Here is a 13,460-nt window from a genome sequence, read left to right as displayed (position 1 = left end):
GCACGTACGGCATCGCGCCGTATGTGCGCATCGCAAACTCACTGCTCCGACCAGAGCTTGCCCGCGGTCGCCCAGTTCTCGCGCTTCACATCCGTCAGAATGATATCCACCGAGCCCGGCTCGCAGCCGAGCGTCTCGCACGTCGTGCGCGTGATCGCCTCGACGAACCTGCGCTTCTCTTCCACCGTGCGGCCTTCGAACAATTGAATGTTGAATGTCGGCATGCCGTTGCTCTCCTGTGTGAGTTGAACCGGTATTCAATCGCGATACGACGGATCGATGCGATCGAGCTTGCGCAATAGCGCGGGCCATTCGAGCGCGCCTTCGACAGCATCGTCGTCATGCAATTGCGCCGCGGTGCGCGTGACGACGTCCGGCGTCGGCACGATCATCTTGCCCACGCCCGCGAGCGCGCGAAGTTGAATATCGCACGCCTTGACGAGCATATCCATCAGCACATAAGCCTCGGCGATGGTGCGCCCGAGCGTGAGCGGCCCGTGATTGCGCAACAGCATCGCGCGATGTGCGCCGAGACTCGCGACCAGCCGTTCGCCTTCCGACGGCGAAAACGCGAGCCCTTCGTAGTCGTGATACGCGAGATGGCCGTGAAAGCGCATCGCGTGTTGCGATGCGGGCAGCAGGCCATGCGGTTGCGCCGAGACGGCGATAGCCTCGCGCACATGCAGATGCATCACGCATACGGCGTCATCGCGCGCGGCATGCACGGCGCCGTGCAGCGCGAAGCCCGTCGCGTTCACCGCATGCGTACTCTCCCCGATCACGTTGCCGTCGATATCGATCTTCACGAGATTCGACGCCGTGACTTCATCGAATGAAAGCCCGAACGGATTGATCAGAAAGCGCCCCGGCTCGCCCGGCACGCTCGCGGAAATATGCGTGTAGACGACATCGTCCCAGCCGTTGAGCGCGACGAGCCGGTATGCGGCGGCGAGCGCGACGCGCGTCGCGTCTTCGGCCGCCGAGCGGGGCCCGCTGTCGGCGATCCTGCGCTCAGGCGTGTGGGTGAACGACATGCGAATCTCCTCGTTTCGATGTTCTGGACAAGCGCCGCTGTAAGGCGATCGCGCCCCAGGACGCCAGCACGAACGGCGCGGTCAATGCTGCGATGCCGAGGCAATCGATCGCGCGTTCGATCAGCACCGCCGCGACGATCGCGATGATCGCATAGCGCTTGCCGAGCGGAGCGGCCGCGAGCGCCGCAAGCGCCGCGTTGAAACCGCATGCGCCCGAGAGCACGACGGCATCGCTCGCGCCGCCGAGCCCGTGCAGCGCCGCGCCGAGCGCGCTGCCAGCGAGCGCCCAGCCCGCCTGCGACGGCCGCGACGCGAACAATCCCGCTGCGATCAATGCGCCCGCGAGCGCGCCGGTCGCGAACGTGATCGGCGCGAGACCGGCGAACGCGGCCTGAAGCATCGGGATGAAACCGGCGGCGACTTGCGGGACCGCGCCCGTATCGCCGCGATCGGCGAACAGCGGCAGCCAGCACCAGGTGACGATGATCGCTGGGCTCGAAAAGGTCGGCAACCGGTAACGCGAGAGCATGTGCGCGAGCTTGCTGGCGAGGACGCTCGCGAACATCGCCGCGACGATCGCCACAGCCGTGGCCTGCGACGCATCGCCGACGAACGCAAAAGCTGCGAGCGCCGCGAGCGCGCCATTGAAGCCGTAGAGATCGTCGCGAAACGCGGGCGCGCCGTCGTCCTCGATGATCACGCTGATGACATTGCCCGTCAGTGTGCCGATCAGAAGGGCGCACGCGAGGCGCGGGCTCGCGCAAAGGACCGCGAGAAACACCAGCGCGCCGGTCGCGGCATTGCGCTGAAGCACGATTTGCCCGATCGCGCGGGCGAAACTGCGGAGTTGATCGCCGAAGACGGCGTTCGAATGGAGAGCGGAGGACATGCTGGGCGGCGACGGCACGGGAAGCCGCCAGCATAAATCAGCCGGCGCGCGCCGTGCGGCGGCCGGCCGAATAACCTGTATGTGGGCTGAAGCAGAGGGCGCGGCGAACGTCGCGCCTTAGGACGCTGGAGCTTAGTTGAAAGCCATCGGCACCAGCGGCGTCGGCTCACCGACACCCGGGTTGGCCAACGACAGGTCCGAGCTCATCTTCACGATTTCCGTGACGTTTTCGCGGAAGTTAGGGTGCTTTTCCCAGGTGATGTAACTTGCGTCCATGACGGCGGACAGCGTCAGCAGGGCAAAAGCGACTTTTTCGATGACTTCGTAACGGCGGCGCATGATGTGGTCCTCAAACTTTGCGACATTGTAACAAACTTAAGGGTTTTCCCCTACAGTCATGTTGCAATGCCGCAAATCCTCCGCCATTACTGCGTCTGCGCCCCGGCCCTAATTCGCTTGGAGTCCTCCTGCGTGACGTCAGAAGCGAAAATCGTTGAAGAACTTTTCCCGCTCGATCACGGTGAGCGCGGCGCGCTTGTGCGGGAAGTCGAACTCCTTCAGCGTGTAAAAGCCCATGCGATGCATGTACGCGATATGCCGCACATGATCGACGCGCGGTTCGCCTACGAGCCGCTCGGTGCGCGGATCGTCGATGAACATGTAGTGCAGCACGCCGCTCCACCACGCCTTGAGTTTGCCCGCGCTCTGGAACTGTGCGTCGCCGATCAGCAGATGCAGCCCGCGATCGAAGTCGCCCGCATCGTAGAACGGGCCCAGGCGATCTTCTTTCGCCCAGTAGAACTCGAAGTAGCCGAAGGGCTTGTCGTCGAAGTAGCCGATCATCGGATGCATGTGCGGATCTTCGCGACGTTCCTTCAGGTAAGCCGCATGTTCGGCGCGTGTGCCGCGCTGGTCCCAGAAGTGCGCGACGCGGTCGAGATTCATCCATGCGCTGAAGATTTCCGAATCCGCGTCGGGGTCGGCGGTGCGAAGGCTGAAGGTCATGTCGATCTGCGGGAAGTGGCGTTCGTAGATCGTACCTTCGGTGTTTTTGGGTCTTACTGGATGCGTGATGTCGCCGGTTTGCGTGTAGCTGAGCAAGGTTTCGCTCGATGCGGGCGCCTTCAGCCAAGGTTTGGCGATTTTCCAGAACGTCTGGCGTGATGTCGTCAGGAGCAGATGATCTTCGACGTGTTTTGCGTTGTCTATCAGCTTCTCGTTTTGCGCTTGTGCTACGAGGGCTTCGGCTTTTTGTGCGTCGGTGCCTGAACAAGGTAGTGCAAGCGTCGCCGCGCGGCGCTCAGGTTCGTTGCAGTAGATATCGCATAGCGCTTCAAGCAACGCGTCCGCGTTCCATGTCGCCAACGTGCGGTTCGCGGGTTGCTTTGCTGTAGCCGCTAGGTGTGGATCGAAACGTATGTTCATCGTTGAGTCTCCGGCAGGTTCATGACTGGGTTTGGGTTCGCTCACGCTTTCGTGAAATCCCGGCTTCGTGTCGGTCTAATAGCACTGCCCCTCCCCGGGGCGGGGGTCAAAAAGAAAGCAGCTCGATAGGCCCGCGGTCACACGCACGTTGGCCATGCTTGCCAGGCGCCCATGGCACTCGCCTAAGTGTCGCCCTCAAAGCCAAATCGGAATTGGATCGCGCACGGTTAAGCACCAAATATCTCCGGCCCGCTTCGCGGCCGATGGGTCGTCAATCGGGTCTGCTCGTGCTTCTTCTTCGACGGTTTCCCTCGTATACCCAGCGGCAGCGCCTAGCGCTGTGCCGAAGCTATTTCGTGCTGAACCAGCGCGTTTAAACAACTGGCTTGTCAGACCGTGCGCGATCCAAGCCCGATTGGACCATTGAGGGCGACACTTAGGCAGCCCACGATCACCTGGCAAGCATGGCCAAACTGCGTGTGACCGCGGGCCTATCGAGCTGCTTTCTTTGGTTACTTTCTTTGCAGCAGCAAAGAAAGTGACTGCCGCCCCGCACAGGGGCAGTGCTAATAAACCAACACGAAATCAGGATTCCATAGAAGAGAGACTCAAGTCCCAATCCCCACAACAGCGTTCTTGGCAAGACTCTCAGCCATAGCCAAAAGCCCCCCTTCAAGCGCGGGAAACAGACTCCGCTGAAAGTTATTCCATCGCAATTCGAGAATCGTATCGACGGGATCGATACTCGTCCCCAATACATCGAAGATCACTTCACCCGAATCGATCCCGTTATCGACGTAATGAAACGAGGCCCCAGTTCGATCGATCACCGGCGCGGACTGCACGCGCATCGTGTTCCAGTCGATCACACGTTGCCCACGCGCGCCATACAACGCATCGAGCGTCGCATAAGCCCCGCGCCGCTCAAACGGCGATCCAAGCCGCGTAACGCCCGGATGAATATTCGCGATACGTCGACAAAACTCCGCCCCTGGCCGAACGAGTTCATCGAGAATCACGAGCAGCCCATCGAGCACGACGAAATCCGCATCGAGCGCACGTAGCTTGTCGAGCAAGCGCTTCTCGAACGCGCTCTTCTGCGCCGCACGTTCGACGACGGCATCCATAGGCAGCCGCCGATACGAAGACGGAATCGCATGCAGCAAACTCGTCACCGGCACGCCCTGCACGGCGAGTTCCGGCGGATGAATCCACTGCCCGCCAGGCTCAGCACGAAAGCCATATCCAGCCAGCTTTTCGCGATCTCGCGGCGAGCCTTCGTCATCGTCGTAAATCACACCTTCGAGCGAATACAGATCGCCCAGAGGCGAAGCATTGAGTTGCTCTGCAAGATATTGCAACGGCGACTTCATATAACGCGTGCCGCCCTTGTACTCGATATGCTGTCCCGCGCGATCCGCCGCTGCGTTGCGCAAGGACATGATGTAGACCAGCTTTATCTTCGTCATTGAATCCTGCTCGAAAAAATGACGACGCGGACCATCGCTCGCGCCGCCTACGATCATCACCAGTTATAACGGGCGCTCGCGATCACCGTGCGCGGATTGCCATAGAAGCAGGCGGAATCCGACTGGCATCCGCTCACGAACGTGCGATTGAAAATGTTCGACGCGTTCACCGCAAAACGCCAATGCTGCGTGTCGTAATGAACGGCCGCGTCGTACACCGTGTAGCTCGGGATATAGAGCGAGTTGTCCGCCGCGCCCGCGAGCCCGCTCTGATAGCGGATGCCCGCGCCGAAGCCGAGTCGATCGAGCGGTCCCCCATGCCATGTCCAGTCGGCCCACAGCGAGGCCATCTGGCGCGGCAGCGGAATCGATACCGGCCACTTGTCGAGCGTCACGTCGTTCGCGCGGATGTTCTTCACATCCTGATAGACGTAAGCCGCGATCACCGACAGATTGCGCGTCACGTTGCCCACCGCGGACAGCTCGATGCCGCGCGAGCGCACCTCGCCCGTCTGCACGGAAAACGTGCCCGTGGGATCGGTCGGATCGGGCGTGAGGACGTTCGTCTGGTTGATCTGATACACCGCCGCGCCGAGCATCAGGTTCTTGCCCGGCGGCTGCCAGCGCAGACCCGCTTCGATCTGGCGTCCCTTCGTCGGCGCGGGCAGACCGCCATCGGCCATCTTCACGCCGATGATCGGATTGAACGAAGTCGAATAGCTGATGTACGGCGAGAGCCCGTAATCGCCGAGATACGTCAAACCCACGCGCCCCGTGAACGCGCTGTCGTCCTGCTTCAGTTGCGTCCCGCCGGCGATGTCGTCCTGCTTCGTGTTGCTCCAGTCCTCGCGGCCGCCCACGGTCAGCACCCAGCGATTCCACTTCACCTGATCCTGCGCATAGAGGCCGAAGCTATCGAGCGTCGTGCGCGTGTTGGTCTGCCCGAACGAATCCGGGCCGCTGAAAATCGCGGTCGATACCGGCGTATAAACCGGGTTGTACATGTTCAGGCTCGGACCTTGCGCGAGCCATTCGCTATCGGTCGAGTTCTGGCGGTTGTACTCGAAGCCGAGTAGCACGGTATGTTCGAGCGGCCCCGTGCCGAAGCGCGCCTGCGCCTGATTGTCGATATCGAAGCGGCTGTAGTTCGGCTGGAACAGACCGGCATAGCGCGCGAGCGTCTGCTCGCTCGGATCGCTCGGATCGAGACCGGCGCCCCACACCGCGCCGTTATCGAGCGAGAGATGCATCCAGCGCGTGTTCTGGCGAAACGTCCAGATGTCGTTGAACTTGTGCTCGAACTGATAGCCGACCGACCATTCCTTCTTGCGATAGTACGAGTAGGTCGGATCGCCCGTATAAAGGTTCTCCGAGATCCTGCCGTTCGGATTGGGCAGCACCGTGCCTTGCGCGGGCAGAAAGTTGTTCGACGCATCGCCCCAGTCCTGCAGATAGCTCGCCGCGATCGTCAACGACGTATTCGCGCCAGGCTGCCAGCGCACCGATGGCGAGATCGCGAAGCGCTGCTCCGCATGCGGACCGGTCATCGAATTGCCGTCGCGCCCGACCGCGAGCACGCGATAAGACAGCGTGCCGTCCTTGTCGATCTTGTCGCCGATATCGAACATCACCTGCTTGCGTGCATAGTCGCCGATCTGCACGCCCGCCTCGCGATAACGCCCCCCATCGGCGAGCTTGCTTTGCACATCGACGATCGCACCCGGATCGCCCTGGCCATACAGCACCGATGTCGGCCCGCGCAGAATCGTGATGCTGTCGATCATGTATGGATCGACGCGCCAGCTCGACAGGTTGAGCGTGTTCGGCACTTGCAGCCCATCGACGAAGACCGTAGGCGTGAAGCCGCGCAATGCCGAATACCAGTCCGAGCGAACGTCCGAGCCATACGACGAAAAGCCCGGCACATAGCGCAACGCTTCGTTGATGGTGGTCGCGCCCGTCTCCTCGATCTGCGTCGACGTGACCACGTTGATCGTCTGCGGAATCTCGTCGATGGGCGTGTCGGTCTTCGTGCCCGTGCGGCTCTTGCGTGCGACGAGCCCGACCGTGCCGTCGCCTTCGAGCGCCGCATTCACGCGCACCGCCGGAAGCGTGCTGGTCTGCGGTGCGGCCTGTGCTTCCTGTTCCTGCGCCAGCGCGCGCTCGGCCGCCGCCAGGCTGAACGCCATGCTCGCCGCTATGGCGATCGCCCGGCGCGTCCCTCTTCCCCACGTCATTCTTCTTCTCTCCATCGCAATGCGGCTTGCTGTTTTCGCCGCTTCTTCATCAAAGAGCAACGGCCACGCGGCCGCCGCTCACCCCGGTTTTCCTCGTATTCGCCGCGTGTTTCGCGGTGTTGTCCTGTCCCGCATCGGCAAGCGATGCGGCGATCTCGTCCGAACGCACCGCGAGCACCGAAAGCAGCGTGTCGGAGAGACCGTGGCTGTCTTCACAGCAGCCTTGCAGATAGATGCGCGCCTTGAAGTTCGAAGGCGTGACGAGCCGATAATCGCGGCCGACGTTGCGTTGCGCGAGCGCGTCGTCGAGATGCGGCGCAAGCTCGTCGAGCAGCGCGAGATGCGTGTCGCGCCGATAACCCGTCGCGAGCACGAGCGCATCGAATTGCTCCGCGCGCGCATGGCCGGTCAGCACATCGCGCATCGTGAGTTCGATCTCGCCATTCGCGCGGCGCGCGGTGTTTTCGATGAGCGTGTTCGCGAGCAGCCGATGCCTCGCTTCATCGGAAACCTTCTGCAAATAAAGCATTTCGTATATCTGCTCGATCAGCGGACGATCGACGACCGCGTAGTTCGTGTCGCGGAAACGCTCGATCAACGAGCGCCGTCCGTCTTCCGATTGCGCGAAGACCACATCGGTGAATTCGGGGCTGAAGATCTCGTTGACGAAAGGCGTGTCGTCCGCGGGCTTGAGCGCGCTCGCGCGAATCACGAGCGTTGCATCGACATGCGGGAAGCGGCGCGTGAGATCGGAGAACACTTCGGCCGCGCTCTGTCCCGCGCCGATCACGGCGATGCGCTTCTTGCCGTTGCGGCCATCGCCCGCGACGCGCTCGATCGAACTGAGATACGCCGACGAATGAATCACGTTATGCGGCCCGAGCGACGCGAACGGTTCCGGCACGCGCGCCGTGCCGCCGACGCCGACCGACAACGCATTGGTCACGCGACGCCATTCGCGCCCGTCTTCATCCTGCGACACGACGCGCAGCGCGCTCACGTCGCCGTTCGCTTCGAGCACCGGTTCGATGGCCGTGACGCTTTGCCCGTAATGCACGCGATCGTCGAAGGCTTGCGCGACCCAACTGAGATAGTCGTGAAACTCGACGCGCGTCGGGTAGAAATTCTTCAGGTTCACGAATTCGTTCAAACGTCCGCGCTCGAACAGATAGTTGATGAACGTGAAGCGGCTCGTCGGATCGCGCTGCGTGACGAGGTCCTTCAGAAACGAAATCTGCATGCGGCAATCGTCGAGCAGCATGTCGCGATGCCAGCCGAATTCGGGCTGCCGTTCGATGTAGCAATGCTTCATTTGCGACGTGCCGCTCTCTTCTGCAAGGCGCACGGCAAGCGACAGATTCGACGGCCCAAAGCCGACGCCGATCAGATCGAATACGGTTTCTTTCTTCATTTCCCTGTGTCTCTCAGATGTCGTTGGTCGATGCCAGCGAGAAGCGGCGTGCGAGCGTCGAAGCGAGGCCCGCGAAATGCGGCGTGGCGAAAACGTCGCGAATGGCGATGTCGAAGCCGGCCTTGCGCGCCGCATCGACGAAATGCACGACGGCGAACGATGTCGCGCCTGCTGCGAAGAGGTCGTCGTGTGGCGAGAGGATCTGGCCGTCGAAGAGTTCGCTCCAGATCGTCGCGAGCGTTTGTGCTTCGCCGGACCCTTCGTTCGATGGCGGCGGCGCCATGCGCGCAACGCCTTCGAGCGTGGCTTCGCATGCGTCGAAGACTTCATGCGGCGCGTGCGCGAATTGCTCAACCGTCGCGAGATAACGCTGCGCAAGCGTCTCGACGAACGCGGCATCGACACGCTCGTTCGCATACGAGAACGCGCAGCTCACGCGGCCGTCCGGATATTCGGTCACGTCCAGCTCCAGATCGAACACGACGCGATGACGCACGTCGTCGAAGCCTTCTATTGCGAGGCCGGCCCAATCGCGCGAAGCCATCGCGGCCGGGCGAAGATAGTTGAACATCACCTGGAACAGCGGATTGGCCGCGCCAGGGCGCTCTGCATTCAGCGCGGACACGACATTGGCGAACGGCACATCGGCGTGTGCGTAGGCGGCGAGCGCTGCGTCGCGCACGGTAGCGAGCAAGGTCGCGGGCGTATCGTCGTTCGACATGCGCGTGCGCACGACGACCGCGTTGATGAAGAGCCCGAGCGCATCGCGCGCCGCGTCGCCCGTGGATTCGCGTGTCGATGCGAGCACGCCCACAGGCTGATCGCACGCGCCCGTCATACGATGCAACGCGGCGTTGAGCGCCGCATGCAGCAGCATCGGCAGCGTGGCGTGACATTCCATTGCGAGCGCGCGGCCACGTTCGACGAGCGCATCGTCGAGATCGAATGCGATGCGGCTGGCGAGCCATTGTGGTTCTTCCACACGCCCCGATGACGGCGCGGGCAATGCGATCGCGGGCAGTTCTTTCAGCGCATCGCGCCAGAACGAGAGATGCGCGCCCGTTGCCGACGACGGCAGCACCAGCGCATTCGACACGCGCTCCGCCACCGACGCGCCCTTCTGCAACGCGACATACGTTGCGCGGATATCGTCGAGCCACAGATCGATCGACGTGCCATCCGACACGATGTGATGCACGACGAGCGACAGTACGTGATCGTCGTCGGCGAGGCGCAGCAGTCGCGCGCGCCACAGATGCTTCGCATGGGCGAGATCGAAGGGCGTGAGCGCGTCTTCATCGGTGATGCGCTTCGCTTCATCGATGCGGCCCGCGACATCGATCACCGGCAACTCGAAACGCCACATCGGCGCGATGCGTTGACCCGGCGATGCGCCCTCGCGTTCGACCAGTTGCGTGCGCAACGCCGGATGACGCGCGGCGGCTTGCGCGAGCGCTTCGCGCAAGGCACCGGCATCGAGCGGACCGCGCAGGCGCACCGCGACGGGAATGTTATAAGCGGCGCTTTGCGGCTGCGCGCGCCACAGGAACCAGAGACCGAGCTGCGCGGCGGAAAGCGGCCATACGCCGTTTTCATCGGGCGCGAACGTTGTCTGCAACGTATCCGGCGCACCTTCACTAGCACTAGCCTGCTGCACACGCTTCGCGTATTGCGATAACACCGGCGTTTCGAACAGCGCGCGCACCGGCACGTCGCGTCCGAGCGTCTCCGCGATGCGCGTGACGACGCGCACTGCCGCGAGCGAATGTCCGCCGAGCTCGAAGAAATGGTCGGCGCGCCCCACGCGCTCGGCGTTGAGCACTTCGCGCCAGATCTTCGCGAGCGCGCCTTCGGTGCCCGCGGCGGGCGCTTCGTAGCGCCGTTCCTTCTTCGGCGGCTCGGGCAACATCGCGCGATCGACCTTGCTGTTCGCGTTGCGCGGCAATGCATCGAGCACGACGATATGCGCCGGCACCATGTAATCGGGCAGCGTGCGGCGCAGATGCGCATCGAGTTCGGTGGCATCGGCGGCACGGCCGAGCGCCGCGCGTTCGCGGGCATCGGTCTTCAGTTCGACGTAAGCGACGAGCGCCGACTGCGCGCCCTTGCCGCGGACCACGGCGCACGCCTCGCGCACATCGTCATGCGCGGCGAGTTGCGCTTCGATCTCACCGAGCTCGATCCGCAAGCCGCGCAGCTTCACCTGATGATCGACGCGGCCGATGAAATCGAACACGCCATCGGCGCGGCGGCGCACGAGATCGCCCGTGCGATAGAGACGCGCGCCCGGCTCGCCATAGGGATCGGGCACGAAGCGTTCCGCGGTCAGCGCGGGACGGTCGAGATAACCGCGCGCGACGCCCACGCCTTCGCCGCCGAGATACAGTTCGCCGATCACGCCGACGGGCAGCGGATTCAAACGCTCATCGAGCACGTGCGCGGTGCGTGCGCCGACGAGCGTGCCGATCGGCAGATACGCGCAATCGGCGAGCTTCGCAGGATCGTCGCCGGGATTGAACATCCACAGCATCGGCGTGATGACGGTTTCCGTCGGACCATAGCCATTGACGATGCGCGCGTTCGGAAAGGCGCGGCGCATCAACGCGAAGGCTTCGCGCGAGGTTGCTTCACCGCCGACCGTGATCGACTTCAGCGTAGGCGGCGCGCCGTGCGCGAGCGCCCATTCCGCGAGCTGCGTCGCGCAGCCCGGCGGCACGTAGGTCATCGTCACGCCTTCCTTGCGCATGAGCTTGCATGTCAGCGCGGGCGGCCAGAGCGTGTCGCCGGTGATGGCTACAGCAGCGCCCGAGATGTACTGCGAGAACCAGCCTTCGTGCGCACCGTCGAAGTTGACCGACTGGAACAGCATGAACGTATCGCTCTCCGTCGCGCCATAACGTTCAGCGATGGCGACGCAATGGCGTGCGAACGAACCGTGATCGACGATCACGCCCTTCGGCTTGCCGGTCGATCCCGATGTATAGATCGCATAAGCCGCCTGCTCTGCCGCGACTTTGGGCAACGCGACGCCCGACGTTCGATCGCCGGTGTAGAGGCTTTCGTCGTCGAGAAGCAGGATGCGCGCATTCGCGGGCACGGGCAGCGCGTCGAGACTCGCGCGCTCCGTGACAATGTGCCCGATGCGCGCATCGTCGAGAATCTGCGCGAGACGTTCGCGCGGATGACTCGGATCGAGCGGCACGAATGCGCCGCCCGACTTTAGCGCCGCGATCAGGCCCACGAGGAGATCGACCGAACGGCTCAGCGCGACGCCCACGCGCATTTCCGGCCGCACGCCCGCATCGACGAGTCGTTGCGCGATGCGCGTCGCGCGCGCATCGACTTCGCCGCGCGTGAACGCCCGCTCCATGTCGGCGACGCCGCGCGCATCCGGCTTGGCCCGCGCATGACGAGCGATGCGTTCGTGCACAGCGATGAATTCCGGCTCGCGTTCAGGCGCGTTGCAATTCCACGCGGCGAGTTGCGCGCGCTCGTCCTGCGGCAACCATTGCAGATCGCCGACGAGCATGTGCGGCGCATCGAGCGCATTGCGCAACAGTTCGACGAAGCGGCGCGCGAGACGCTCGATCGCATCGGCGTCGAAGAGATCGAGCGCATAGATGAACGCTGCATCGAGCGAACCGTCCGTGCGCTCCTCGAAGTTCGCGGTCAGATCGAACTTCGCGAACGGCGCGCCGGAGGGCAATTCGGTCGCGCGCAGATCGGCGAACATCGGCAACGCACGGCGCGCGCCATACGCCGCCATGACCTGAAACAGCGGATGATGACTCGCGCTGCGCACGACGCCGAGCGCTTCGACGACTTGCTCGAACGGCACGTCCTGATGCGATTGCGCATCGACGAGCGCGCCTTGCGTAGCATCGACGAGCGTCGAAAAAGGCTGCGCTGCATCGACGTGCGCCGCGAGCGTCAGCGTGTTGACGAAGAAGCCGATCAGTCCCGCCGTCTCCGCGCGCTCGCGATTCGCGGCGGGCACGCCGATCTGGATATGCGCTTCGCCCGATGCGCGCGAGAAGAGCGCATTCAGTGCGGCGAGCAGCACGGCGAAGGGCGTTGCGCGGCGCTGGTTTGCGAAGGCGCGCAGACGCGCGGCAAGCGTTGCATCGAGCGTGAATACATGACGCGCACCGCGCGCGCTGCGTTCACCGGGACGCGCCGCCGCGCCCGGCAACATGAGCACGTCGCGCGAAGGATCGAGCCGCGCGCGCCAGAAATCGAGTTGCCGTTCGCGCTCGCCCGCATCGAGCCAACGACGTTGCCAAAGCGCGTAATCCGCGTATTGAATCGGCAAAGGCGCGACGGACACCGCTTCGCCTCGTGCATACGCGCGATAGAACGATGCGAGCTCGGCCAGCGCGATATCGGCGGACCAGCCATCCGACACGATGTGATGCGTCGTCAGGGAAAGCCAGTGCGTGTTCGCATCGAACCTGATCAAATGCGCGCGCATGAGCGGCGCATGCGCGAGATCGAAGGGACGCGATTCGTCGGCGAGTGCGAGCGCGGCAGCGCGCGCCTCACGCTCTGCGATCGGCACATGCCTGAGATCCACCGATTGCCACGGACAGCGCATCGGCGCATGCACGGTTTGCGTCACGCCGTCCGCGCCTTCCGCGAAGGTCGTGCGCAGCGCTTCATGACGCGCGATCAATGCATCGCACGACAGGCGCAACGCGTTCGCATCGAGCGCGCCATCGAGTTGCATGCGCTCGGTGATGTGATACGCGGCGGGCTCGTCGATCATGCGCGCGTGCAGCCACAGACGCGTTTGCGCGAACGATGCGGGCATGCCCGCCGCTGGCTCGTCGCACGCCTCGCCTCTCGCGCGCGGCGGAATGGGCAGCATGCGGAAGTCGATGCCCGCATCGGCGAGCCGCGCGACGAACACCTTGCGCTGCGCGTCGGGCAACTGCGCGAAGCGCGTCGCGAGCGAGAGCAGATCGGGTTTGGCCTGCGTCATGCGTTTCCTCTTTC

The 13,460-nt window shown here is 63.6% G+C and carries 9 protein-coding genes; all 9 read right to left on the bottom strand.

The window, feature by feature from the left end:
- Window positions 1-38: 38 nt before the first annotated feature.
- The 9 genes from NCS28_RS25660 to NCS28_RS25620 all read right to left on the bottom strand — a co-directional run bounded on the left by NCS28_RS25660 (window position 39) and on the right by NCS28_RS25620 (window position 13,446).
- Window positions 39-224, bottom strand: coding sequence for a 4-oxalocrotonate tautomerase (locus tag NCS28_RS25660; protein WP_250516581.1), 186 nt, complete (start codon window positions 222-224; stop codon window positions 39-41).
- A gap of 33 nt (window positions 225-257) precedes the next feature.
- A complete protein-coding gene (locus NCS28_RS25655; RefSeq protein ID WP_250516580.1) occupies window positions 258-1,034 on the bottom strand; it encodes a class II aldolase/adducin family protein in 777 nt (258 codons plus the stop codon).
- Window positions 1,012-1,923, bottom strand: coding sequence for an urea transporter (locus NCS28_RS25650; protein WP_250516579.1), 912 nt, complete (start codon window positions 1,921-1,923; stop codon window positions 1,012-1,014). The genes NCS28_RS25655 and NCS28_RS25650 overlap by 23 nt, the downstream gene beginning before the upstream one ends.
- A 132-nt stretch (window positions 1,924-2,055) precedes the next feature.
- A complete protein-coding gene (locus tag NCS28_RS25645) occupies window positions 2,056-2,262 on the bottom strand; it encodes a hypothetical protein (RefSeq protein ID WP_250516578.1) in 207 nt (68 codons plus the stop codon).
- A 138-nt stretch (window positions 2,263-2,400) separates the two neighbouring features.
- Entirely contained in the window at window positions 2,401-3,348 is a 948-nt protein-coding gene (locus tag NCS28_RS25640) for a GNAT family N-acetyltransferase (RefSeq protein WP_250516577.1), read from the bottom strand.
- Between the two features lie 608 nt (window positions 3,349-3,956).
- A complete protein-coding gene (locus NCS28_RS25635) occupies window positions 3,957-4,817 on the bottom strand; it encodes a formyl transferase (RefSeq protein WP_250516576.1) in 861 nt (286 codons plus the stop codon).
- Between the two features lie 56 nt (window positions 4,818-4,873).
- Window positions 4,874-7,054 (bottom strand): TonB-dependent siderophore receptor, encoded by a 2,181-nt coding sequence (locus NCS28_RS25630; protein WP_250516575.1) that lies wholly within the window; start codon window positions 7,052-7,054, stop codon window positions 4,874-4,876.
- A 49-nt stretch (window positions 7,055-7,103) separates the two neighbouring features.
- Window positions 7,104-8,465 carry a lysine N(6)-hydroxylase/L-ornithine N(5)-oxygenase family protein gene (locus NCS28_RS25625; protein WP_250516574.1) on the bottom strand — a complete coding sequence of 454 codons (1,362 nt, stop codon included), beginning with the start codon at window positions 8,463-8,465 and terminating at the stop codon, window positions 7,104-7,106.
- A gap of 13 nt (window positions 8,466-8,478) precedes the next feature.
- On the bottom strand, window positions 8,479-13,446 hold the full coding sequence (locus NCS28_RS25620; RefSeq protein ID WP_250516573.1) for a non-ribosomal peptide synthetase: 4,968 nt from the start codon (window positions 13,444-13,446) through the stop codon (window positions 8,479-8,481).
- Window positions 13,447-13,460: the final 14 nt, after the last annotated feature.

Origin of the sequence: Caballeronia sp. INDeC2, from assembly GCF_023631325.1 — a bacterium.
In the GTDB taxonomy this organism is placed as follows: domain Bacteria; phylum Pseudomonadota; class Gammaproteobacteria; order Burkholderiales; family Burkholderiaceae; genus Caballeronia.
Note: the sequence above shows the minus strand (reverse complement) of the source record. Positions and strands in the feature narration are given on the sequence as shown.